Source organism: Arthrobacter sp. TB 23 (genome assembly GCF_000294595.1).
GTDB lineage: Bacteria > Actinomycetota > Actinomycetes > Actinomycetales > Micrococcaceae > Arthrobacter_D.
The window spans coordinates 77,820-102,354 of sequence record NZ_ALPM01000056.1 but is presented as its reverse complement, the minus strand read 5'-3'; the positions used below and the strand labels follow the sequence as shown (position 1 = coordinate 102,354).

The following is a 24,535-nucleotide window of genomic DNA, read 5'->3' as shown; positions in this document are numbered from 1 at the left end:
TCTGATTCATCAAGTGCGCTTTGTTCCGACGCCCAACCCTGCCGCGGAACAAACGCATCACTCCTAAACGGCAGGGGCGGAGGACCCATCTTTGACGGCAGCCATGGCCGCTGCCCTGGGGTGAAGCCAATAGAGAGGTGATTCTCTGTATTGGCCGGGCTGATCCAACCCGAATCCGACAGCTAACTTCGGCGGCGTTTGAGAAAGGATACTCTTGACTTCGAAAAAGCCCCCCGGACGCTCGAGCCAAATCGGCCGCCCTGCACCGGTGCCACGCAAGAACCACGGACGACGCTCTGCCGCATCGAAATCCGGCATCAATCCAAAATGGGTCAGACCCTTAGCAGGACTCCTGGCTGCAACGGGGCTGGTTGCCGCAGCTCTGAATCCGGGACAGTCCGCAGGCACCATACGGGGACCGGAAGCTGCGAGCCGACAGGCCCCCCTGCCCGCCAACGTCACCGCAGACGCCGGGGTGACCCTGGACTTCAGCAGGACACCCGCTCCAGGGGTGAAAACCCCAACAGAACCCCCGGGAGTCACGGACAAGGTAGGGCCTGCCGGCCGAATCCATGAAAAGAATCCCCAACCGGACCCGGCGCCGTCCCAGGATGAGTCGGTGCGGACTGATGATCAGACGGACTCCCGGGCCGTTCTTCCGCCTGGTCCAGTGCCGGGAGCTGATCCAGCGCCGGCAGCCGATGGTGCAGGAATGCGGTTGTCGCCGCCGCTGACGCAAATGTCCACGACGTCCTCATTCGGGTACCGCACAAATCCTCTAACCGGATCAGCGGGAGAACTGCACACCGGAATCGATCTGAAGGCACCTTGCGCCACCCAAGTGCGCTCTGCCGCTGCCGGCTCTGTGGTGGAAGCAGGCTGGAGTTCGTATGGCGGAGGAAACCGCATCGTAGTCGATCACGGAAATGGACTGAAAACCACGTACAACCATTTATCGGCCATCAACACGTCGGTAGGCCAAAACGTCGGGCAGGGACAGACGATCGGCAATGCCGGAACCACAGGAAATTCCACCGGGTCACACCTGCACTTCGAGGTCCTTCTCGATGGCGCAATCGTGGACCCGGCCGGTTGGCTATAAGCGGGGGCCGGTCTTACCTGCGCCGGCACCGAAACCCGCTCTTTGTAACCCGGCGGAGGGAGGGAGGGATCTCATCTTGTAGTTCTTCTTTCGAGTCGATACCCTATGGGGTATACGGTTTCAGAATTAGGAGGCACCATGTGTCGGACAGCTACATGCAAACAATGCGGAAAGACAACTTGGGCAGGATGCGGACAGCACGTCGATCAGGTGATGCGGGGAGTGCCAAGTTCTCAGAAATGTCGTGGCCACGTAAAGGAAGCTAAAGGAAAGGAGGGATTCTTTTCACGACTATTCCTGCGCCGGTAGAAAAGGTGGCCAGAGCTGCGCACCCGGTTCAGACCCAGCGCGCGAACACCGCGACTTTTTTTCCTGCGGCGTCTGCTAGCGGTCTTGGCGGGGTCATCACCCATGGGCGCTTTGCATCTTTGCACTAGATGGTTAGCGTAGCGCGAAAAATTTTCTTAGCTATCGGCTCGCCATCAAGGCTTCCGGCGAACTGACGTCGTTCATGTCCAGCAGTGTAACCAGCATCGGGGATCCGTGGCCTAGCTTAAGAACTATGAATGGGGTGATTCCCACTTCGAAGTGCGCCCGCAGGGGTCCGTTGCGCTTGGTGCCTCGCTACGTGCTCCCTGGATCGCAGATCGTAGGTCGGCGATTGCTGGAAGGTCCGCCAAACCTATCCCGTTTCTGTAGACCCGGTAGGAGATCACCGGTTCGCCTACGGTGCAAAAAGCATCCCGGCCGTCTAGGACGAAGGTTGGAGAACCGTGAAAGTCCATAGCCTTCGCCTGATCATGGGTGCTGATCACCCGCAGGTGTATCGCGTGGCATCGAGGGGCTCAAGGGCCTCCACCAACAGAGCGTGGGTGGCGTCCGTATTAAGGCAGCCGGGAATGCCGCGCAATTCAAATCTCACGGGGCCCTCTTTTCCACTTATAGCTTTGATGAATCCTTGCAGTAGGTCCGCCAGTGCCCGGCTCACTCTCCCAAGGTGCAGCTGATGCCAGCCACCCGGAGGGCGCCCGCCCATCACGGACTTAGCTGGTGATCGGTGCTACGCATGCGTAGGGCTACCACGACACCGGAGATTGCTGTGAGAAGGGCCACCACGGCAATTGCCGTGGGTATTCCGTAGGCGTCGGCGAGGAGGCCGGAGAGCAGTGCACCGATGGCGAAGCCGCCGTCGCGCCAGAGCCTGTAGATGCCGACGGACCTCGCCCGCCAGGTCGGGTGGGCGACATCGCCGATGGCGGCTAGCAGCGCGGGATACACCATGGCTGTGCCGGCGCCGAGCAGGATGGCACCGGCGAGCCAGGTTCCGAAGTCTTGGCCGACGGCGACCATGCCTAGCGCTGCTGCCTGGACGATCATGCCGCTGGCGATCAGTGGTTTGCGTCCGATCCGGTCGGAGAGGGCGCCGGTGATCAGTTGTCCGGCTCCCCACACTGCAGGATAGATGGCGGCGAGAACAGCAATTTGTTCAAGGTTGAGCCCGGCGGCGGCGAATAGGATGGGGAACAGGCCCCAGGCCAGGCCGTCGTTGAGGTTGTTCACCATGCCAGCCTGGCTAACCGAGGATAATGACCTGTCGCGGAAGCTGGTTAGGGTGAAGATGTCACGGTTACTGAGCTCTGGGTGGTTCCCGACGCGAAGCGGTGCGTGGGTGGCGGCTTCAGCCGTGGCGTGGTGGCGGGTTTCGCGCACGGTCAGGACGGACAAGCCGAGTCCAACGGCGATGAAGGCTGCGCCGAGGAGGAAAGGGCCGGGGCGTAACCCGTACTCGGACGCGATGTAACCCGTCGCCAGGGCAGTGCCGGCAACGCCGAGATATCCAGCGGCTTCGTTCAGGCCCATGGCCAGGCCCCGACGTTCGGGACCCACCAAGTCCATCTTCATTATCACCGTGGTGGACCAGGTTAGACCTTGGCTGATGCCCAGGACAACGTTTGCCACGACGATCCACTCCCAGGAGGGTGCGAAGATCAACAGCACCGGCACCGGGAGGGCGATGAGCCAACCAGCGACCAGGACGGGCTTGCGACCGTGACGGTCTGAAAGGGAGCCAGCGAAGTAGTTGGTCGCGGCTTTCGCGAGGCCGAATGCGAGGATGTAGGTCAGGGCGGACGTGTACTGGTCGAGGTGAAAAACATCTTCGGCGAGGAGGGGCAGCACGGTGCGTTCTTGGCCGAGGGTGCCGCCGACGAGGGCGTTCACCGCCACGAGTAGCATAAATTGGGCCCAATTTTGCCGTAGGCCCAGAACGATGCTTCCGACTGTCCCGGATTGTGGGCGGGAGGGGGTGCCATCGGTCATGTGGTGCATACTCCGTGCTGCTGGCTCGGACGTCATCGGCGNGGTTTCCCGAGCCGCCGCTGCTGATGCATGGATTCTGGTGCTGTCCGGTTATGTTGTGGAGGCTGCCAGGTTTTGGTGTTCAGCCCAGGCTGCGTAGCTGCCATCGAGTTCGACGATGTTGTACCCAGCACGGCGCAGGGCACTGGCCGCGACAGAGTTCCTGACGCCGCTCTGGCAGTACGTGATGATGGTACCTTCGGCGGGTAGCTGGTTGAGGTGCCACATGACGCGGCCGCCGCTCAGCTGGGTTGATCCGGGGACGTGCCCTGCCGCGTGTTCGGTGCGGTTACGGACATCCAGCACCAATGCCGCATCGAAGGTTTCCAGTTCCTCCGGCTGGATTAGGCGGGGGGTGCTCAGGGGAAGTCCAGCCAGTGTGGTGACGTAACCGGACACGTTGTCGATCCCCACCCGGATCAGGTGATCCCACAGCTCCTGAGCCTGTTCCCTTCCGTCGGCAAGCAGCACCAGCGGGTTCTTGTCGATTTCGGGGTTGACAACCCACGCGCCGTAGCTTGCCATCGACTTACCGGCCGGTATGTTCAGGGAGCCGGTCACCGTACCCTCGTGGACCTTGCCGTGAGGGCGGGTGTCGACAAAGGTCAGCGTATCCTCGGCGAGGCCTTCGGCAACGGTTACAGGGTCCAGTTCGGCGAGCGGGGTACGTTCGCCCATAATCGCCGGGCCTTCGCGGTTCTCGCGTTTCATCCGTTCGAAATAGGCGTGCGCGTCGGGCTGGCCATCGAGCAATTCGTCGATAAAACCAGCCTCATCGTTGGCCGTGAGGTACGGACCCCACCAGGCGTACAGACGCTCGTAACCGATCGTGGATGACGGGATGGCGCCCAGGGCCTTGCCGCAGGCGCTGCCGGCACCGTGCGCTGGGTGGACCTGGACGTAATCGGGCAAAGTCAGGAACTTGTCTCGCAAGCTGGCGAAGAGCTGCTTGGCACCCTCGAACCGGGTGTCGATTCCGCCTGCCGCCTCGTCCAGCAGGTCAGGACGTCCTAGATCGCCGGAGAAGACGAAGTCGCCGGAGAGTAGGTAGCCGGGCTGGTCGCTGAATGCGCCGTCGGTTACGAGGAAGGATAAGTGCTCGGGGGTGTGCCCGGGGGTGTGAACTGCCCGAATGCTGATGTTGCCTACGGTGATCTTGTCGCCGTCGAATAGCCGTTCGCCGTCGAATTCGTATTGCCATTCCGGTCCGCCCTCGCCCGAGACGTAGATCGTCGCGGCAGTGGCAGCGGCCAGCTCCCGGGTGCCGGAGAGGTAGTCGGCATGGATGTGGGTTTCGGTTACGGCCACGATTTTCATGCCGTTTTTCGCGGCCAACTCTTGGTACACCGCGATATCACGTCGGCCATCAACAACCACGGCCGTGCCGTTGGCCTGGCAACCGATCAGGTAACTGGCCTGGGCCAGGTCTTCATCGTAAATACGCTCAATAAGCATTGATGTCTTCCTTTGTGAAGGGGTGGGGGAGTTATCCCCGTCGTCCGATTACAACAATAATACCCTAGGGGGTATATGGCAACTAAAAGGGTGCCTTCGACTGAGTATCGAGGGGGTAACCAGTTGGCACAGCCAACACTGTGGCTGGGCGTTAGGGTTTGCTCAAACTAAGGACGTGTCCTTCCGAGGTGAGGCGTCGATTAGGAAATGGTGCCGGGTTCCTGCAGATGTCCGTCGGTGGGGAGTCCGGTCTCAGTCCAGGCGATCATGCCGCCGGCCATAGTGTCAGCGGTGAACCCCGCACCGTTGAGGACGTCGGCGGCGCGGGCGGACCTGTTGCCGCTGCGGCAGACGGCAATCACGGGCACGGCGGGATCCAATTCCGACAGTCGGTCTTGGAGCAGGTCCATGGGAATGTGCAAGGCGCCGGGGATCATACCTTCGGCAACCTCGAAGTCTTCGCGGACATCGAGGATCCGGGCCTCGTTGCGAGGTTGGTTGGTTTCGCTGATGGTGATTTCAGCCATGAGTTTCTCTTTCGCGTAGTTGAACTGTTTGTTGGCGGATAAGTTCGCCACACTGGAGCAATACATTGATGCTGGCTGGGTGGAGCATGGTCAGGCTGCCGGTGAGGGCTGGCCACTCCGGTCTTGGTTGTTCCGGTGGTTTTTACGGAGCGGGCAAGAGCTCACGAAGAACCAGCAGATCGTGGCTGCAGCCGCTGCAAGGGCCAGCGTGGCCGCGACGATAACTAACCGGAGGTCTGCTGGCGCCTGTTGGGTCAGGACGAAAAAGCCCATGGCCAGGACGAACCAGCCGAACGCTTTGCGCAGGGCGGCTTCCGGGATGCGACCTGCGAGCCGGGAGCCAATGAGAGCTCCCACGATCGCCGCCGCGGTCACGGCCAGAGTCAGACCCCAGTCCAGATGTACCGTGGTGAGGTAACCGGCGAGTCCGGCAAAGGACTTCATGGCGATGACGACCAGCGAGGTTCCGACAGCGACGGACATCGGTAGGCCGCCCAGCAGCGCCAATGCGGGAACGACGAGGAATCCACCGCCAGCGCCGACCAGGCCGGTGACGAGGCCGACGACGGCGCCGTCCAGCACCACCCGGCCCAGGGGAAGTTCGTGCTTCACCGGTTCGGCGGCGCCATTTCCGCGGCCTTTTTTCCTGCCGCGGAGCATGGCTACGGAGGTTGCCACCATCATCACTGCGAAAGCAATCAACAGAATCTGGCCGGGAATCTGACCTCCGAGCAGTCCGCCAACAAAGGCCCCGGCCATACCAGCTGCGCCGAAGATCAATCCGGTCCGCCACACAATACGTCCGCCGCGCGCATGGCTGATAACGCTCACCGCAGAGGTGACGCCGACGACGAACAGGGACGCCGCAATCGCCTCCTTGGGCTCGAAACCGGCCACATAGACCAGAATTGGCACGGTCAGGATGGACCCACCGCCGCCCAGGACTCCGAGCGAGAGCCCAATCATTACGGATAGGGCAAGGACAAGGATTAGGGTCTCGGTCACGACGCTTTGGTCTCAACCGCCGCGCCGGACCCGACTGGGAACTGGAGGATGGCGCTTTCACGCGTGGGCTCTTCTGCTGCCTTGTTCCATGGCATGGCGGAGATTGCCCGGCCCATAGCGCAGGTATTTGTCGCGGCGGAGAAAGTCAGGCCGGCGCCGATAGCGCCAGCAAGCAGCCGGATCTTCGGGGAGACGAACCTGCCCCCCGCCAAGCCGAGGATAACGAGGGAACCTGCGCTCAGGCGCACCTGGCGCTCCAGATCCCAGCGGGCCTTGCCCCGGACTACGTTTCCATTGGCAGCTGCGAATCCCGGAACGCCCCCGGCCAAAACATAAGCAGTGGTGATGCCGGAACCACCGAGGCGTTGCCGGGCCTGCTCGGCGCGGGCTCCGGAGTGGCACACCAGGACAACGCGGCTACCTAGCCGGGCAGCAAGCTCGTCCGTGTGCTCGGACAGCAACGGCAGGGGCACGTTGTAAGAGCCGCGGATATGCATGGATTCGAACTCAGCCGCGGAGCGGACGTCAATCACCACGAGATCCTGGTGCTCTTCGATCCAAGAACTTAAAACCTCTGGCGCGAGGGGAGTGACGGTGGGTGCGGTGGATAGGGGAGCCATGAAGGTCCTTTCGGGACAGTTGCGCTGGAATTGGATACTCACCGAGCATACGTATACCCCGGGGGGTAGTCAACACACCCCTTGGGGTATACAATAACAATACAAATTCACGCCATCGGAGATGTCATGCAACTAGACTCAACAGAACTGACCCCCGTGGTCAACCGGCTCAAGCGCGCTCAGGGCCAGCTTGCCGCTGTGACCCGGATGCTGGAGGAGGGGCGGGACTGCAAGGACATCGTCACCCAGCTTGCCGCTGTGTCGAAGGCTTTGGACCGTGCCGGGTTCGCCATTATTGCCAGCGGTCTGGAACAGTGCATCGTCCGTAAAGACGCGAGCATGGACATGAAAGACCTGGAGAAGCTTTTCCTGTCCCTCGCCTGAACCGCCCCGGCATCAGCCAATCAGCACAAGGAGTCTCTATGAGCTATACGCACACCGTCACCGTTCCTCTCTCATGGGCTGAAGCGGTCCAGCAGACCCGCGACGCTCTCGCTGAACAGGGCTTCGGAATCCTCACGGAAATTGATGTCCGCGCCACCTTCGAAGCCAAACTCGGAACGGACTCAGCCGACGCCGTCGGCGACTACCTGATACTTGGCGCCTGTAACCCCGACCTGGCAAGTCGTGCCCTCGCTGAGGAGCCGGAGCTCGGCGTGCTACTGCCGTGCAATGTCGTAGTCCGCCGGGGCAGAGGCGCGAGTGACACCACAATCGAGGCCATTGATCCTCGAACCATGATCCAGCTCAGCGATACCCCGGCCGTCCGGGAGATCGCAGACGATGCCGATGGGCGTCTCCGCAAAGCCCTCGCACGTCTCAACGGCGCACAGGAGGTTTCGGTGTGATACCTCCTTCAGGTATTGGGTGAGGGCACATTCACATAAAGCGGTGGCTCGTTCGAAATTTAGCATTGGCGTGTCGGCTGGGCGGAAGGTTTGATACGTGGACGACGTACGTCCAAGCGACCATGATCGACCATCCGTCCGGGTGGCAAACCTCGCACAGTGCCAGACGAAGCTCGACACCGTTCCCGGGAACGCGAGGCAGAAGCTGGCAGACGGTCCCCATCACATTGATGCGTTTGCGCCGGCAGCGCTGCGCTCGACCCGTCTCTGGTAGCTCGGTTTCCAGCTTCCCAGCGACTTTCGTTGATATGCATGGTTGGACTTGCTCTTGACAACCCCCTGGGCGAATTTTCGAGACCCGCGATGCCATTGAATACGGCCCACACGGCGAGTGCATCTTCATCGAGCTTGTGGTTGTGTTCCTTGAGCTTACGAAGAGCGGTCACACCATTCGGATCGTAGGAATGCTCGGGAGTACAGAGCTGACCGACGTGTGAATCCCTGAGCTCCTCGAAGGCCGCGAGAACGACGGGATCCAATTTCTGCTTTTCGTCCGAGACGTACTTTCTCCTCGTGGCAAGTTCAATTGCACCAGTGGCACAGAGCCAGCGGTCCGTGAGTGCCACTCCTGGGTGAAAGTCGACCAGTAGAACCTCGGTTGCTCGTAACAGGTGAGAATCAGTCAGCTTCAGTAGCAGCTCACGGGATGGATCGAGCGCCAAAATCGGTCCATCGCCCCCGTAACCAGCCATGAAGCCGACGTTTCGACTTGTCAGTCTGGGCAGCTTCCGAAATGGTCGAAGTGAGCCGTAATGCCCAAGCGTGTTTCGGTGGTCGACGGTAGTGAGACCGCGGTCAGCGTTGCCGGTAGAGTGCAGCCATTCGGCGGCGACGGCCATAAGGATTCGCGTAGACTCCTCGGGTCACGGTGAGGGCGAAAACGGTGGGTATGTGGGGTGGAACAAGGTTCATTGTGGCCTCCCAGCCAGTTATGGTGGTGACGGTGGAGGCGTCAGTATTGCTGGTGGGTATGACATTTGGAACTTGAGTGTTACAACACTTATAGGTCACCCTCGCCGTGCAGCAAGAGACGCCATGATGGGCAGGGCCGCGGACACCTCCCGTCGTTCGCAGGTTCCAAGGATGCTGACGGATGGCTCTGACGTCCAGAAAATCTTCGGGTACTCACGTGTGCGCGTCACCAGCACTCTCCTGCAAGAGCTTGTGAAAGCGGTGAAGGAAGTGAAGCTTCTTCGGTGCTGAACCGAGTTTCTCCACGGCTGTCTTGATCGTGTTGTAGTCGTAGGCGGCGTCTCCATACCCCGTGTGCCACCGAGCGGCGACACCTTCCACCAGGTTACGAAGCTGGCCCAAGACCTGCTGCGAGAGTAGAGGACGATTCGGTCTCAGAGCATCGATGGCACCACGAATAGTCTGGTTCGCACTACGAATCTGCTGGTCAATAGTTGCCATAGCTCAGTCTTCAACCGACCCGTTGCCCAAAGCGACGGGAGAGACGACCCGCGCGGTGGGTACGCGGGACGCGGCTATACGGTAAAGGTTAACTGGCAGCCCAGAGCCAGCCAGAAACTCATAATCTTCGATACCCGCCTTGTTTAACACTTCACGAGCGCGAGGCAGCATTGATGGCATTTCAAGTGCTGAGGTGCGCCCGGGTTCGGCGCGACGCCAGCCGTTCTGTGACATGCGTATCATTGCGTTTCGGTACGAAACGTCGCCCATGACGCCGAGCGTCCGGGCGCGGTAGAGCAGCGACGAAAGGCTCACGCCCCAGTGCTCTTTGAGCTCCGCAATATGCTTCCAACTTCGACCTGCAGTCGAGGACGGGAGTGACGAGCGGATCTGTTCAGCGGGCATGAGGAACTCGGCGGCGAACCTGTTAGCTTGTTCCTCGGAAACCTTGCCGCCCGGTTCCGCATCGTGGTGCATAATCAAGTGGCCCAGCTCATGGGCGACATCGAAGCGCTGTCGGTAGTAGTCGTCCTTAACCGGGTTCAGCACAATGATCGGCCTCACCGCGGTGTGCATTGAATAAGCGTCGATGCCGGCCACCCCCGGCTCGCTGAACACCACAACGACGCCCGCACGTTCGACGAGCCGGACAACATGCTGAATCGGTCCAGAGCCGGCGCTGAAGTACTCCCGCGCTGTGCGCGCGGCATCCTCGGGCGAGCCGGTGTGCTCATTGGGGTCAACCGGGAGGTCAGGTAGAAGCGCCTCGGGGAACTCCACGGCGTTGTCGAGCAGCCCCGAGATCTCGGCCACCAGGCGCCCGTATGCTTCAGCTTCGTCCTGGGCAATCTGAGGAGTGGATCGCAACGACCGAAAGTGCGGCCGGCCAACAACGGTTGGGGCATCCCCGGCAAAGAACTGTGGCTCAACCTTGAGCGCCAGGGCTAGCTTGGCCACGGTCGCGCGGTTTGGCTGTATTCCGCCGCTCTCCCATCCGGTGACCGACGCGGGCGACATGTCGATCAGTCCCGCCAGCTGCGACTTCTTCAATCCTGCGAGCTGGCGCGCCATAGTGAGCCGTTGGCCGTTGAAAAAGGACGCGGCGTCCGCGAGCGCCCGTGATGAACGATTGTGGCAGACATTCGCCGAGCCCGCGGTCTCACCCATGCGCGGCTTTTTGATGCGAACGTCGATGTCGTCGACTTTGCTCGAGGCCGCGTCGCCAGGGAGCATGGGAAGAACGTCGAAAGGGATGCCACCGAGCGGGGTCCCGCCGGACAAAAGCTTGAGGCGCCAGTGCCAACACGAATCATTGCGATATTCAGGGTCAGCGCAGCAAGTGATCATAGCTGGTGAGCATCACTACGCCGTTCTCGATCAACCGCTTGCGAATAGTGTTCGCGCTGAAACCATGCCACGCCCGATCGTCTCCACCGACTTGCCCTCGGCGTAGATCCGAGCGGCTTCCTCAATCTGCTTCGCGTCAAGACCTACCTTTCGAATGGGCGTGCCTCGGCGCCGGAGGTGCTTACTAATGCTTCCACGGTGGATGCCATACTTCTCGCCCAGTTCCTTGACCGTCACGCCGGCGTTGTAGCTGGCCGTCATCTCATCCGACTGCGCTGACGTTAGACGGGCATGGCGCTGGGGGATAACTGACCGGTCACTCGCTGCCCTTGGTGAGTTGGCAATCTTGTGTAGCAAGGAACGGATTTTGACGGTCTGGCCGCTTTGTTTCGAATAGGCATGTAGGACTCCCACGCCACCACCATTCGAAACACGGTCAGTTTCACAAACTTCTGGGATAGCTTCGATGATTCCGGCCGGGTTCATGGACCCGGAACGCAGCGACAAGGCCGCCACAAAGCTGCTGGGCCAACTCGCATGTTGGGCGCGCGCAATGCGCAGCGCCCGCGCCACCGCCCCCTACTACGCCTGATCGTCGAAAGCCGGGAGGCCTCCGAACCGGGCTGTTCCGTCGACCTGCCCGGCGCCGATGGAGTCCCCGGCTGAATCAGTCCGGTCTCGTAAGCCAGAACGACCAGCTGCGCGCGGTCCCTGGCCTGCAGTTTCGCCAGGAGTCTACTGACGTAGGTGCGGGAGGTAGCTGGACTGATGTATAGCTTCGCCCCGATTTCATCGTTGGAGAGTCCCCGCCCGATTTCGGTGAGTACTTCGCGCTCGCGTTCGGTCAGGTACCTCAGGGGTTCGTCGCTGACTGTTGATCTATGGCTGCCAGCCAGTGAATCCAGGACTTTTCGGGTAATGGCAGGGGAGAGGAGCGAGTCTCCCCTGAGGCGACAATCCGGATGGCCTGACGCAGATCACCTGGAGCGATGTCTTTGAGTAAATAATCAGGTCGAGCCCGCCGTACCCGGAGAACAGCGACCCGATCCGTAGACGACGGCCTTGGGTCTCGTCGTTCGACTGGCGCATGAGGACTCCGGCAGATCGGTGATCCCCGGCCGTCGTCCTCTCGGAGACTCTTGACCGGGCTGGTCACCTGCCAGGTGCTCGCCACACGTCCCGCGATCGCCCCTGTAGACCTCCCGAGCCGGCTCAACGAAGTCCTCGTCCTCGCCTCTACTCTGAACCACCACGCGTCTTGCAGACGAGGTCAGAGCCTTGTCAACCAGTGTTGACACGTCGCCGGCGGATCGCCGTCCACCGCCTTCGGTGCGAGGCGGTCATTGGTCGCTCACCTGACCGTCGAGGAGGCGACAGTGACGGTTTCGATGCGCGTGATGTCGGCGGGCGACGGATACAAGTACCTGCTGCGTACGGTCGCCGCGGCCGACGGTGACAGGTCGCTGTCGACCTCTTTGACGCGGTACTACGCCGAAGCAGGGAACCCACCGGGCCGCTGGCTTGGCCGCGGGCTACCAGCCTTGGATGCCGGGCAACTCCATGAAGGCGATGAGGTCTCCGAGCCTCAGCTACAGCTCCTCGTGGGGATGGGCCGCGATCCGGTCACCGGCGAGCCTCTGGGTCGCGCATACCCAGAATATCGGTTTGTCTCCGAGCGCGTCGCGGACCGCGTGGAGGCTCTCGACCCGGCCCTGAGCCTTGGCGAACGCGCCGATGCTGTCGCTGCGATCGAGGCCGAGGAGGCTACGCGGGGCACGCGCAGGGCTGTTGCTGGGTTCGACTACACCTTCTCGATCCCGAAGTCAGCCAGCGTCCTATGGGCCGTTGCCGATGCGGGCACGCAGGCGCTGATTGCGGAGGCGCATCATGCGGCGGTGGCGGAGATGGTTGCGTTCATCGAGCGGGAGGTTGCCGCAACCAGGGTGGGTGCAACCGGCCCGGACGGTGCGGTCGCGCAGGTAGACGTGACCGGGGTGATCGCGACCGCGTTCGACCACTACGACTCCCGCGCCGGCGACCCTCATCTGCACACCCATGTGGTGATCTCGAACAAGGTGCAGACCGCGCAGGACGGGAAGTGGCGATCGCTGGATGGGCGGCCGATGCACGCCGCGACGGTAGCCCTGTCGGAGTTGCACGAGGCGATGTTTGCTGATCATATGACCCGTGCCTTCGGTGTCGGCTGGGAGCAGCGGGATATGGGGCGCGACCGCAATCCTGCTTGGGCCATCGCCGGCGTGCCGGAGAGGTTGGTGGCGGAGTTCTCCACCCGAGCCCGCCACATCGAGGTGGAGAAGAACCGGCTGATCGAGGAGTATGTCGAGCGCCACGGCCGCCAGCCCTCGACCGTGACAATCCTCAAGATCCGTGCCCAAGCGACCCTCGTGACCCGGCCGGAGAAGGAAGTCCGCTCACTTGCGGATCTCACCGGCGACTGGCGCCGCCGCGCCACCGGCTTGTTGGGCGAGGACGCCACCACCTGGGCAGGTCGCGTGACGTCGAACGACGCTCCATTGTTGCTGCGCGCCGATGACGTCCCGCTCGATGTCATCGCTGAGTTCGGGCGCAGCGTGGTCGGGACGGTCGGGGAGAAGCGGTCGACCTGGCGGCGCTGGAACCTGGCCGCGGAGGCGGCCCGGCAGACGATGAGGTACCGGTTCGCCAGCACCGAAGACCGCGAGGCCATCGTGGGTCTCGTCGTTGATGCAGCCGAGTCCGCGTCGCTGCGGCTCACTCCGCCGGAGCTGGCGACCAGCCCGGCGCTGTTCCGCCGTCCCGATGGGTCCTCGGTGTTCCGGCCGAGGCACTCGACGGTGTTCTCCTCCGAGGAACTCCTCGCCGCCGAAGACCGACTCCTGGAGCGCTGCCGCACCATGACCGGGCCGACCGTCCCACTGTCCGCCGTTGAGGAGGTCACCGCGAAGCCCGACCGCGACGGGCGACTGCTCGGGGACGACCAGGCTGCGGCCCTCGCCGCCGTCGCGGTCTCGGGTCGTGTTGTTGATGTGCTGGTGGGGCCGGCGGGCGCGGGCAAGACCACCGCGATGAGCAGCCTGCGCCGAGCATGGGAGACCGAGCACGGCAAACGATCGGTCGTGGGACTCGCGCCCTCGGCAGTCGCGGCGCAGGTGCTCGCTGACGATCTCGGGATCTCCACGGAGAACACGGCGAAGTGGTGGACCAATCATCGACTCCGTGGCGCCACTTTCCAGGCCGGACAACTGGTGATCGTCGATGAAGCCTCGCTCGCCGGCACCCTCTCCCTGGACCGCATTACAAAGGTAGCCGCCGGTGCTGGTGCGAAAGTCCTCCTCGTGGGCGACTATGCGCAGTTGCAGTCGGTCGAAGCCGGTGGGACGTTCGGTCTCCTGGTCGCGGATCGTGACGACGCGCCGGAGCTGGTCGACGTCCACCGGTTCACCCACGAGTGGGAGAAGACCGCATCCCTGGCCCTCCGGCACGGGCGCACCGAGGTCATCGACACGTACATTGACCGCGACCGCGTCGCCGGCGGCGAGGCCGACGCCATGAGTGAAACCGCCTACACGGCGTGGCGCGCCGACTGCGCGAAGGGGCTGGTGTCGGTGCTGATCGCGGAATTCCGCGAGGACGCAGCCACGCTCAACCGCCGTGCCCGCGCCGACCTCATCCTAGTCGGTGTCCTTGAGCCCGGCCGGGAAGTCGAGCTGAACGGCGGCACCCAGGCGGGCGTTGGGGACACGATCATCACCCGACGCAACGACCGCCGCCTCCGCAACGGCAAGGACTGGGTCCGCAACGGCGAACGCTGGACGATCACCGGTGTCCGCGACGACGGCTCCATCACCATCCGCAGGGCCGGTCGCCGGTTTGGCGGCTCTATCGTCCTGCCCGCTTTGTATGTGGCCGAGCATGTTGATCTCGGGTACGCGGTCACGGCGCATCGTGCGCAGGGCATCACCACCGACACCGCCCACGTCCTGATCGAGGCGACGACGGCCCGGGAGAACCTCTATGTCGCCATGACCCGCGGACGCCAGTCGAACCGGGCCTACGTCGTGCTGAACCGCCCCGACGATCACGCCGCCCCACACCCCTCCGACTACCCCGATGCCACCGCGCGCTCGGTGCTGTTCGGGGTGCTCCAGCATGTCGGCGCTGAGCTCTCCGCCCACGAGACCATCACCGCCGAGCAGGAGACCTTGGGGTCGATCGCCCAGGTCGCCGCCGAGTACGAGACCATCGCCGCGGCCGCGCAGCACGACCGGTGGGCAGGGCTCGTCCGCACCAGCGGCCTCAACGAAGAGCAGGCCGGAGCCGTCATCGACTCGGAAGCGTTTGGCGCCCTCGCCGCCGAGCTGCGTCGCGCCGAGGCCAACCACCACGACATCGACCGGCTCCTGCCACGCCTCGTCTGGGCGCGAGGATTCGAGGACGCCGACGACGTCGCCTCCGCCATCCACCACCGCCTCGCTCGGGCGACTGCCCGCCCGGCTGGGTCCGGGCGCAACCGCAAGTCCTCGCGTCTCATCGCCGGCCTCATCCCACACGCCGACGGTCCCATGAGTAGGGACATGCGCGACGCTCTGGATGAGCGCCACCGCCTCATCGAGGCCCGAGCCGATGCCGTCCTCGACACGGCCATGCAGTACAACGAGCCCTGGACCAGCGCACTCGGGCCGATGCCGAACGACGCACCCAGGACACGTCTGTGGCGGCGGGGTGCACGGGTGATTGCGGCCTACCGCGACCGGTACGCCATCACCGACCCGATGCCTCTCGGCGCCTCACCCGATTCGACCGCTCAGAAGATCGACCGCGCCCGCGCGGAAGCAGCACTTAGCGCACTCAACACTCAACCGAACCCGGCTCCGGAGCGGCAACCGGCACAACGGACCACCCCCGAGCTGGGCTTGTAGGCGGGCTCCCGCGCAGAGAGGGCCACGCACCGACTCGTGTGCAAGGCCCCAGGGAACGTGGGTGGTGGCCTACATAGATCGCGTATGCCCGGTCGGGCTCGGCCTCTGCTGGCGGGAAGATTCCGGACCCAGCTCCGAACGTTCGACTCCATGCTCCGATGGGCGACGGGTCAGGTGCTCGACGTCCGTGGCATTTCGTGACGACACGAGCTGTCCCATCACGCAGCAGCATGTGCGTGCCCGCACTAGTCACCGAGGTCACGGGGCCGGGCACCGCGCCGACGCCGCGACCCAGTACGCACGCTTCGGCCGCGACACGGAGTGAACCTGAGCGCACTCCTGCTTCCACGACGACACTGGCTTCGGACAGAGCCGCCATGAGTCGTCCGCGGGCCAGGAACCGCCGCCGCGTCTGGGTTGTGCCCGGCGCCATCTCGCTCACCATCAGACCGACGTCTGCGACTCGGTCCAGCAGTTCTCGGTGGCCGGCCGGGTAGGGGCGGTCGACGCCACCGGCCAATACCGCGATCCTGTCCCCGCCCGCAGCCAGCGCAGAACGGTGCGCCGCGCCCTCCATCCCGTATGCGCCCCGGCAACGACTACATGCTCGTTCCGGCGATATCGGCGGCCAGCGAGCCAGCCATGTGTTGCCCGTAGGAGGTCGACGCTCGCGAGCCGGTGATCGTCACGAAGTCCTCCATCGGACGTGCGAGAAACGACGTCGCGCACCGTGCCCACAGCACGTACGGGGTGCGATCACCGAGGTCGGCGAGGGCCTTCGGCCAGTGCTCGTCACCCGGTATCAGGACGGTGAAGGCACTCTTCTCGATGCCGTTCATGCGCTTCGCCATATCTTCCGGCCGGTGCGGTAGCGCCAAGCGGTCACGCCACATCGTGGCGTCCACACGGTTCATCCCTGGGATCGCGTCCTCGTCGTCGATGAGACGTAGTGTCTCGATCGCACCGACGCGGGGAGGACACGACCGGTGACGGAATCATCCGGCTCGGCAAGGATCGACAGCAGCATGCGCGCCGTGCGCTCGTCGTGGGTCAGATCGGTGATCGCGGACATGATCTGGGGCTCCTTCTCGGTCGGATGACGTCGAGAAGGAGCACGGCACCGGTCAGAGGCGGGTATGTGCGGGCGGTTACGCCGCGACGACGGAATGGCGAGCGACCCGGCGATCCCGCCGCTCCGCGGCCCGGACGCGGATCAGCAGCACCAAGCTGACCGGGCCCATGATCGCGAACTTCATCGCGTTCCAGACGCACAGCAGCACCAGCAGATGCAGCCAACCCGGTCCGCCATCCTCGATCAGCACTCTCAGGATGCCCGCGACGTACAGGTAGGGGATGACCAGCAGCATCGCCGGGAGCCTCCACTTGAGACCGCGGCGGGTGCGAATTGCATCGAGCAGGATGTTCGTGGGCATATAGCAGCGCAGGAAGTAGCGGGTGTGGACGCTGGCGGTCCAGATCAAGCGGAACATGAGCGCAGTCCTCTCCTCGTCTCCGGCGACAAGGAATCAAGAATGACCGCTCCGGCCGTAGCCGTCTGGCCGTCCCACCGCGTCCGGCGATGGTCAAGCAGGTAAAGGCCGCCAACTCCAAGATACCGCTGGTGCCGCTGGGATGGAAGAGAACGACGAGAGACCGAGTGCGCGTGCGGCCTGCGTGGCTCCGTGCATCCTTACAGCGAACAGGGTTCAATGGATGCAACAGGTGAGGGGTTCCCGACGACGCCCGGCGAGATGTTCGGGCTGGAGTAGAGAAAGCAGACAATGCCCGAGAGTCGACATCGCTACCTCTACGAGCGCCTCGGTGACCACGACTTCCAGCAGCTCGTCAGCGCTGTGCTCGCGCATCAGTTTCCCGACTACATCCCAATGGCTCTCCGCCAGGCTGATGGCGGCCGTGATGGCCTGCGCAAGGGTGATGCCTCGAAGGTGCTGATCTATCAGGTCAAGTGGTCGGTCAACGGGAAAGAGAAGGACCCAGTCACGTGGCTCGATGAGTTCGTGCGGAAGGAGGAGGCCAGCCTGCGGCGCCTGGCCGGCCAAGGCGTCCGCCACTACATCCTGGTCACCAACGTGGGCAGCACGGCCAAGCCGGAATCAGGCACGTTCGACCAGCTGGACAAAAAACTCAAAGCATACGCGAAAGACTTCGGCTACGAGCAGATGACCTGCATCTGGCGCGAAGCGCTAAACCCGTGGGTCGACAACGCCCCGACCGAGACGAAGTGGGCCTACGCCGATATGCTCGCGGGTTGGGATCTCATCCGATACCTGGTTGCAGAGCACGTCGGCATTGGTAAGGACAAGGCGCATCGTGACCTGATCCGCAAGGTAGCTGCGGCACAGTGGGAAGACGACAAGCGGGTCAAGTTCAGCCAGTCCGATGTGGACCGCGAGAGTGTGGTGGACCTCTTCGTCGACGTCACCGCTGACCGCGTCCACACCGCAGCCAGCAGACACCTGCAAGCACAAGCACCGACCACCTTGGGCGGTGCCGCGGCCTACCTGCTGCGCGCACCGGCGCCTTTCACCCTCGTCCGGGGCGCGCCAGGACAGGGCAAGTCGACCCTCAGCCAGTACCTCTGTCAGGTCCACCGCAAGTCGTTCATTCCCGAGGCGGAGCGACCTGACTCACTACCCGAGCTGGATCAACCACGGTTCCCTATCAGACTGGATCTGAGCGATTACGCGCTCTGGCTCGGCGGCAACGACGTGTGGGACCACTCCGAGGACCGCAAGCAACGTAAGGCCAAGGCCCGTAAGGGTGAGCAGGCGACGATCGAGTGCTTCCTCGCCGACCTAATGACGCACGAGAGCGGAGGGATCGCCGCTGGAGCGAAGACGGTTCAGGACATCTTCGAGCGCGTCCCAAGCCTGGTCGTGCTGGACGGCCTCGACGAGGTAGGCAGCGCCACCATGCGCGGCAGGGTCGTCAAAGAGATAGACAAGTTTGTCGGTCGTGGGAAGGCTTACACCGACCCGCCGAGGGTCGTCGTCACTACGCGGCCCAGCGCCGGTGAACTCCCCGAGCCGTCACCGAACCTGTTCGAGATCGTCACCCTCAACCAGCTCACCGTGGAGCAACGTGACGCCTACCTGCGCAAATGGTGCTCAGTCCGGGGGATCAGGGGCAAGGACGGTCGCGCCCTGCGCAAGAGCTTCAGGGAGAAGAGCCGCGAGCCGTACATCAATGAACTCGCCGGTAACCCGATGCAGCTCACGATTCTGTTGGACCTCCTCCACCAGCAGGGAGCGGCCACTCCCACCCAGCGCACCGATCTCTACGACAAGTACGTCGAGCTTCTCCTGGCCCGCGAAGCGAACAAGCACCCCAAGGCGGTTCGCGACCACAAGGAAGAACTGATCGAGATCATCCCGTTCCTCGGCTGGTACCTCCACGCGCACACTGAGGAATCCCAGATCAACGGCCGCATGAGCGTGGACGAGCTCAAAGAGGCAATGCGGCACTTCCAACGCACCTACGGCAACCGTGAGTCGATCGTCGACCAGCTGTTCGAAGGAGCCAGCGACCGCCTGTGGGCGCTAACCAGCAAGGTCGAGGGGACCTACGAATTCGAGGTCCTCTCCCTGCGAGAGTACTTCGCGGGCCGGTTCCTCTACCACAACGCGGGCGAGGACAACACGGCCTTCGACAGCACGACCGTGCTGCGCGAGCTTCTGCGTCGACCGTACTGGCTCAACACCGCCAGATTTTACGGCGGCAACGCGAAGGGCAACGGCATCTATCCGCTGACCGCTGGAATCGAGGAGGAGCTGGCGCAGAGCACGTCACCCGCATCCTACCTGGCCGCATGGGCACTGCTCACCGATGGAGTCTTCCAGCGCCGCCCCCGCGAGGCACGCAAGGTCCTCACGGCACTCTGCTCAGACAGGGGGATCGCGTTCCTGTTGTCCGCGTTCGACCGCCGCGACATCGTCGCCCTGCCTGACCTGCCGGATCTCCCCGGCGACGACGGGGCCGACCCCACTTGGACGCGCCTCACGACGCAGATCAGCAATGTCCCAACGGACAACGAAAACACGCAACGTGTAAGCGCCCTGCGAGAGCTGTTGAACCAGCGCAGCCAGTTCGCAGCATGGTGGTACGAGCAACTCACCGGAGCCATCGGCACCCCTCAGCAGAACGCGTGGCTCAGGATCGGTGCCGAATGCGAAGCTGGCGCAGGCGCCACTGCATCGTTCGAGCACATCGACCTGTCCGATGGCGCCGCGGAACTCTTCCTGAGCACTGGCCTCGTTCCACTGCCCGGAGGCGCACTCGAAGCAGCGCTTCTCGACGCCGTCTTGGATGGCGAGTGCCCGTGTGTGACATCGACCCGATCCATGCCGGCACAGGTCGCGGTCGCCCTCTCTCCAGGAGATTTCCTCACGAGCTCCAAGACAGGTTTCATCGCCAGCGATGAGAAGACGAAACGCCGCCGAAGTGAGGCGATCAACCAGCTCAGAAAGGCCGGATCTCCGTACGCCCAGATCGCTAGGCAGCGAGCCTTCAAAGCCGGGCAGAAGGGCAGCACATTTCCTTGGTCGGAGACCGCCGCCGCGCTGCACGAACATACCGGACGACGCTGGCTTGCGTCCGAGATCGCCATCATCGGCGCTGCATCTCCGTTCCCGCCCGCCTACACCAAGAAGCCCGGTACGACCCCGTTCGGCAGCACGAGCCACCCCTCCGAACTGCTCGCCCAGACCCGCAGTAACAGCCGCAAAGCCGAATGGTGGAGCGAGCAGCTCGATGCGCTCGACGACGATCTAGCAAGAGCGGAATGGGCACTCTCCATTTGGTGTACCGCAACCGGTCCAGTCGTCTCAGAACTGTTGCCCTCGCTGGAGACCGTGCTCGACCAACTTCCTCCGCCACGCCGCAGCGCAGTCTTGCGAGCCGCCGAACAGATTGCCCGTTACGGCTGGCTGAACAACCGACCGGTGACAGCGGCCACGGACGACCCAGAGCTAGCCGCCCTCAACCAACTCCGCGCCCCTGGGGCGTCGACGGCGGGGCGATATGGTGTGGCATCCGCAGCCCGCCATAGTACGGCGACGCAGGCCCCGCTGCTCAGCGTTGCCCGAGAAGGAAAGTGGCTCAAAGTTGACGCGAAGCCCGCCTATCGATAAAGAGCACAGTAGCGCGGCGTGGGCGACTCGGAGTAGCCGAATGATGGGGAGCCCCTTGTATGGCCCCCTTTGCTGACGGTCGTCGACCATCAGTGCAAACTGCAACCGACGCGGAATGCGCTATCGGGCAATTTCTGCCGGCCCCTTGACACGCCTCAGCGGCCCGGGCCGGCTCCGGCTCCCCGACCTCTTGAGGTCTGCGGCCAGGCGATGTGTGGAGCCCGACGGCGACATTACGGCGCCCTGCCCCTCTCGAACACCTCGACCGGCGCGCGGCCGCCTACGCGGGACGTGCCGGAGGCTCCGCATTCGAAACCGGTGATCGCGAAGCGTTGTTCCGGATCAGGCAACAGCCCCGCAACTTTAGCGGGCGTGTACGCTGGCGAGCCAGATCAGACGGAACATTGCGACAGTCCTCTGCAAGTCTCCAGCGACAAGGAATCTTGAAGGACTATCCAGCCGAGGCCGTCCAGGCATGCCACCGCATCCGACGGCGGGGCGTAGCAGGTAGAGACCGCCTACGCACCGAGCTCCCGCTGTGCTCGACTCCGGGGAATGGCTTGGCGCGCCAGAAGCGGACTCTGCCTGGCGGCTGCACCCGCCTATCGCCTGAGCCAGACTACTCACTCTGCGTGTCGCACGGCCGCTGTCTCGCCGAGGTGAGACGATGACCACGTGATCTGGGTCCGTCGGTAGGAGTCCGCGTGAGCGCGTTCGATGAGATAGGTCGGCGCGCAGATGCGGGTGGGACCGAAACCGTCGCTTTGCTGCGCCAGCTTGGTGCTCAGGTGACGCGCGCGTCGTCCTTCCCGCCTCCAGCCGAACACCAAAGCTGGAGTCCCGAAGCAGTCAATGACCTGCTTGCGGACATGTTCTCGAAGGACCCAGCACGTGGTCGGGTCTTCGTCCTCGCGTGTTACGTGCAAGCAACCGATCAGAATTCTCTCGAACGACTCATCCTGAAGAGCATTCGCAACTTCCTGATCGATCAAGCCAAGGGAACTGAACGCGGCAAGCTTCGACGCCGGCTGGACACTCTTCTCACTGATGATGATCGTTTCGTTCGGCCGCCTGACCTCAAGGGCATTTGGGCTTGGGCGCTTGTGCATCGGGCCATGAACCTGTGGCAAGGCGACCTCGATGAGCTGCACCAAGCGGCGGCTCGGGTGCGTGGCTATCAGATCCTGAGCTGGAACACCGCTGGGCAAACGCCGAAGCACACAGTGGTCGCGCTCACTGCGGTCTCGCACGGAGTAATCGATCACGCGGACGGCGCCGTTCGTGATGAGGACCTCGCCGCAGTCATCGAGCGACGATTCGCACTACTCGCGCCGCCAGTCTTTATCGAGGTTCCCGACGGTCCATTCACGGTTGCCGCGACCGCCCTGCTGACCGCGGGCGATGACCCAACTGCCGATCTGGGCGTACGAGAACGAGCTGAACAGCTTTGGTTGACGCTGACCGCGGAGGAACAAGCACTTCTGCCCATCCTCGGGCAGAGCTTGGAGGCGCGGCGAGCCGCGACAGGTATGGGACGCGCGGTGACGCAGGCGTTGAGCGAGGCCCTCGCCGAACGGCTCAAATTGGCGACCGTCGGGGACGATGATTGTGAGGAGATCGTTCTGCGGATGGTGGAGATCGCTGCCGAAAATTCCGAATCACGTCGTCTGTCCAAGGTAGGACCGCACGCGTCGCGGTCTCCGAGAGAGGAGCCGATGTGATTCGTGACGCTGCACGCCCGCAATCAAGACTTGAAGCAGCCGCTTCCAGGGTCACCGTTCCCGAGGCGGTTCGCCAGGCGTGGACCGATACCGCGCCGGGACTGACCGCTGGACAGGTCTGGCGTGCGCGGTGGGGCGATAGGGTACAACTCGTTGTCATCCTCGGCACAGAGCGACGAACCACGGTGCTGCCACTGTCGTTCGACCTCGACTACACCGACTCGACAACCACGCGCATCGCGGCTGAAGCCAACCCGTTCGGTGTTCCGCTGATCGCCTGGCACGGCCTCCCAGAGGTTCTGCCCAGCGCGGTCTTCGACCGTTTCGTCGGTCAGCTGGCTCCCGACGCCACAGCAACCCTGGCCTCGGAGCCCATTCCGGCCGCTGAGGATAGTTCCGTCCCACACCCGGTACGCGTGTATCGCGCCTTGCTCGAAGACACGATGGAGGAACTTGCGGCCGCGCAATGGTCGGATGGCGGGTCAGGGCAACTCAGCGTCACCCTGCAACGCGCAGGACTGAGCGTTCAGGATGTCGCCGACGCGCTTGGAGCGACACCGCAGAGGGCATTCGCTATCTGGCGTGGTCAGGTGCCCCTCAGTCGCGAGGAGGCGGAGACCTTCGCACCATTGCTCGGTGAGTCGGTAGACGCGATCATGGCGGCGAACCCCACGCCACCATCTGACCTCATTGTTTGCCTGGAACAACCGGCGCGGCACCGCCAGGTTCTTGCATACGCTGCACGGCGCAGTGTGGATGTTCCTACCGCCTACCGTGACGTCGCATACCAGACCTGGGCCCTCGCAGCGCGGCAGACAGGCGCGAAGGCCATAAACTGGGACCTCCGACTCGACACACTCTTCGCGGCGGTACTTAATGAGCAGTGAACGTCGCCCTCCCACCGGCGTATCCAGAAGCCTGGTTATCGACCAGGTGACCGCCATGCTCGACCACACCAACACCTCTGACCCAGGACTCCGATCGCAGCTCTTCGACGATGCCGTGGGCACCTTGACAGCCCGAAACGACATCGATGTGCGTCTCGTTCCCGATCAGGAGGTTGACGCCTCCCGATGCAGCGTCGCGGGTGGGTACCTTGCCAACCACACGCCGCCCGTTCTCGCCGTCTCAGAAGCAGCCAGCCGCGGTCGACGGGCCTTCACCGCGTTACACGAATACGGCCATCACCTCCAGCAGAGCGTATACGCCCTCATGGAACGCCTGACGCAGCAAGCCGACGGTGGGCTCAACCTGGAAGACGCTGCCTGCGACACTTTCGCCTCCGCCATCTTGCTGCCGAAAGAGCTTGTCCACCAGCACATCACGGACCGGGGGCCGTCAGCGGCGACCGCGCTGTCCCTGTGGCAAGCCGCGCCGCAGGTCTCCAGGGCAGCTGTCTGCGTCCGCGTGGCCCTGACACTCCAAACCCCTGGTCACGTCACGCTGCTCGACGAGAACGGCATCGTTGTCTTCTCCTCCTCGCGTGAACTTCCCCCGCTGCGCCGCGGCAGCGACCAATCCCGGGGCAGGATCGTGCAGGGAGCATTACGTGCGCCCGGCCGGATCATCGAGGATGAGACGGAGTTCTTCTACCGGGACGGCATTCGCGGGCAGAAACTCTATGCGCAGGCAACCGACATGGGCGGCATGACCGTGGTCGTCTCCGTGACCGAACGAGCTGCATGGCGCAAGCTGTCGTTGCCACGCAGAGACAGCGGTCCCAAAGGCGTGTACAGAATCTGTGAGCACGGCGCGTGCGGCCACGAGTTCCACACGTTCGAGCGCCCCTGTGAGCAGTGTGGTGTGCCTACATGTCCTGAGTGCGGACAGTGCAACTGCGGCTTCCGGCTGCGCGAACAGACCTGTCCGGCTTGCTACCTGGTGAAGGCATCCCATCTCTTCGACGAGAAAACTGGAATGTGTCAGGACTGCGCCTGAACCCCAGCGACAGCCGAAGCGAATTACGTCGTCTGTCTTCAGTAGAGCATCGAAGTAATGCTCCGCGTGGGA

Annotated in this window: 20 protein-coding genes and 1 riboswitch; of the genes, 8 read left to right on the top strand and 12 right to left on the bottom strand. The window is 63.4% G+C overall.

The genetic code is table 11. From position 1 onward, the window contains the following. Window positions 1-43: 43 nt before the first annotated feature. A riboswitch (cyclic di-AMP (ydaO/yuaA leader) is annotated at window positions 44-212 on the top strand. Window positions 213-712: 500 nt separating this feature from the next. Then, window positions 713-1,102 carry a peptidoglycan DD-metalloendopeptidase family protein gene (locus tag B384_RS0107725; protein ID WP_035766709.1) on the top strand — a complete coding sequence of 130 codons (390 nt, stop codon included), beginning with the start codon at window positions 713-715 and terminating at the stop codon, window positions 1,100-1,102. A 1,035-nt stretch (window positions 1,103-2,137) separates the two neighbouring features. On the opposite strand, the gene B384_RS0107720 is transcribed toward B384_RS0107725, so the two are convergent. The 5 genes from B384_RS0107720 to B384_RS0107700 form a co-directional block, all read right to left on the bottom strand. Beyond that, complete coding sequence (locus B384_RS0107720) at window positions 2,138-3,421, bottom strand: MFS transporter (protein WP_026041034.1); 1,284 nt, start codon at window positions 3,419-3,421, stop codon at window positions 2,138-2,140. Window positions 3,422-3,511: 90 nt separating this feature from the next. Continuing rightward, window positions 3,512-4,915, bottom strand: coding sequence for an MBL fold metallo-hydrolase (locus B384_RS0107715; protein ID WP_019482542.1), 1,404 nt, complete (start codon window positions 4,913-4,915; stop codon window positions 3,512-3,514). Window positions 4,916-5,115: 200 nt separating this feature from the next. After that, window positions 5,116-5,442 (bottom strand): rhodanese-like domain-containing protein, encoded by a 327-nt coding sequence (locus B384_RS0107710; RefSeq protein ID WP_019482541.1) that lies wholly within the window; start codon window positions 5,440-5,442, stop codon window positions 5,116-5,118. 90 nt (window positions 5,443-5,532) lie between these two features. Beyond that, a complete protein-coding gene (locus B384_RS0107705; RefSeq protein WP_019482540.1) occupies window positions 5,533-6,447 on the bottom strand; it encodes a sulfite exporter TauE/SafE family protein in 915 nt (304 codons plus the stop codon). Beyond that, window positions 6,444-7,067 carry a rhodanese-like domain-containing protein gene (locus B384_RS0107700; protein WP_019482539.1) on the bottom strand — a complete coding sequence of 208 codons (624 nt, stop codon included), beginning with the start codon at window positions 7,065-7,067 and terminating at the stop codon, window positions 6,444-6,446. Before B384_RS0107700 ends, B384_RS0107705 begins: the two co-directional genes overlap by 4 nt. 126 nt (window positions 7,068-7,193) lie before the next feature. Between B384_RS0107700 and B384_RS0107695 the strand changes: the two genes are divergently transcribed. Together B384_RS0107695 and B384_RS0107690 are read left to right on the top strand one after the other, a co-directional pair. Next, window positions 7,194-7,451, top strand: a complete 258-nt coding sequence (locus B384_RS0107695) for a metal-sensitive transcriptional regulator (RefSeq protein WP_019482538.1) — start codon at window positions 7,194-7,196, stop codon at window positions 7,449-7,451. Window positions 7,452-7,489: 38 nt separating this feature from the next. Next, window positions 7,490-7,915, top strand: coding sequence for a DUF302 domain-containing protein (locus B384_RS0107690; protein WP_019482537.1), 426 nt, complete (start codon window positions 7,490-7,492; stop codon window positions 7,913-7,915). Between the two features lie 1,185 nt (window positions 7,916-9,100). On the opposite strand, the gene B384_RS0107685 is transcribed toward B384_RS0107690, so the two are convergent. From B384_RS0107685 to B384_RS21060, 4 genes are all read right to left on the bottom strand, one after another. After that, a complete protein-coding gene (locus B384_RS0107685; protein WP_019482536.1) occupies window positions 9,101-9,388 on the bottom strand; it encodes a hypothetical protein in 288 nt (95 codons plus the stop codon). Between the two features lie 3 nt (window positions 9,389-9,391). Further along, window positions 9,392-10,621, bottom strand: a complete 1,230-nt coding sequence (locus B384_RS0107680; RefSeq protein WP_202802714.1) for an XRE family transcriptional regulator — start codon at window positions 10,619-10,621, stop codon at window positions 9,392-9,394. Between the two features lie 144 nt (window positions 10,622-10,765). Next, a complete protein-coding gene (locus tag B384_RS18205; RefSeq protein WP_019482534.1) occupies window positions 10,766-10,996 on the bottom strand; it encodes a hypothetical protein in 231 nt (76 codons plus the stop codon). A gap of 221 nt (window positions 10,997-11,217) precedes the next feature. Then, a complete protein-coding gene (locus B384_RS21060) occupies window positions 11,218-11,523 on the bottom strand; it encodes a response regulator transcription factor (protein ID WP_237715265.1) in 306 nt (101 codons plus the stop codon). 600 nt (window positions 11,524-12,123) lie between these two features. Here B384_RS21060 and mobF point away from each other — a divergent pair. Continuing rightward, entirely contained in the window at window positions 12,124-15,654 is a 3,531-nt protein-coding gene (mobF, locus tag B384_RS0107665) for a MobF family relaxase (RefSeq protein ID WP_035766706.1), read from the top strand. On the opposite strand, the gene B384_RS20915 is transcribed toward mobF, so the two are convergent. The 3 genes from B384_RS20915 to B384_RS0107655 all read right to left on the bottom strand — a co-directional run bounded on the left by B384_RS20915 (window position 15,584) and on the right by B384_RS0107655 (window position 17,144). Next, window positions 15,584-16,231, bottom strand: a complete 648-nt coding sequence (locus B384_RS20915; RefSeq protein ID WP_083850870.1) for a DNA-processing protein DprA — start codon at window positions 16,229-16,231, stop codon at window positions 15,584-15,586. The two genes, mobF and B384_RS20915, sit on opposite strands and share 71 nt — an antisense overlap. A gap of 22 nt (window positions 16,232-16,253) precedes the next feature. Continuing rightward, window positions 16,254-16,568, bottom strand: a complete 315-nt coding sequence (locus B384_RS21280; RefSeq protein ID WP_019482531.1) for a DNA-processing protein DprA — start codon at window positions 16,566-16,568, stop codon at window positions 16,254-16,256. Window positions 16,569-16,802: 234 nt separating this feature from the next. Beyond that, on the bottom strand, window positions 16,803-17,144 hold the full coding sequence (locus B384_RS0107655) for a hypothetical protein (RefSeq protein WP_019482529.1): 342 nt from the start codon (window positions 17,142-17,144) through the stop codon (window positions 16,803-16,805). A gap of 291 nt (window positions 17,145-17,435) precedes the next feature. Between B384_RS0107655 and B384_RS0107650 the strand changes: the two genes are divergently transcribed. From B384_RS0107650 to B384_RS18190, 4 genes are all read left to right on the top strand, one after another. Further along, the gene (locus B384_RS0107650) at window positions 17,436-20,804 is read left to right on the top strand and encodes an NACHT domain-containing protein (RefSeq protein ID WP_019482528.1); all 3,369 of its coding nucleotides are present in this window, start codon (window positions 17,436-17,438) and stop codon (window positions 20,802-20,804) included. Window positions 20,805-21,508: 704 nt separating this feature from the next. Then, window positions 21,509-22,525 (top strand): hypothetical protein, encoded by a 1,017-nt coding sequence (locus B384_RS0107645; RefSeq protein ID WP_019482527.1) that lies wholly within the window; start codon window positions 21,509-21,511, stop codon window positions 22,523-22,525. Continuing rightward, a complete protein-coding gene (locus B384_RS18195; RefSeq protein ID WP_019482526.1) occupies window positions 22,522-23,412 on the top strand; it encodes a hypothetical protein in 891 nt (296 codons plus the stop codon). The genes B384_RS0107645 and B384_RS18195 overlap by 4 nt, the downstream gene beginning before the upstream one ends. Continuing rightward, window positions 23,402-24,463 (top strand): ImmA/IrrE family metallo-endopeptidase, encoded by a 1,062-nt coding sequence (locus tag B384_RS18190; protein ID WP_050994889.1) that lies wholly within the window; start codon window positions 23,402-23,404, stop codon window positions 24,461-24,463. The genes B384_RS18195 and B384_RS18190 overlap by 11 nt, the downstream gene beginning before the upstream one ends. Window positions 24,464-24,535 lie beyond the last annotated feature (72 nt).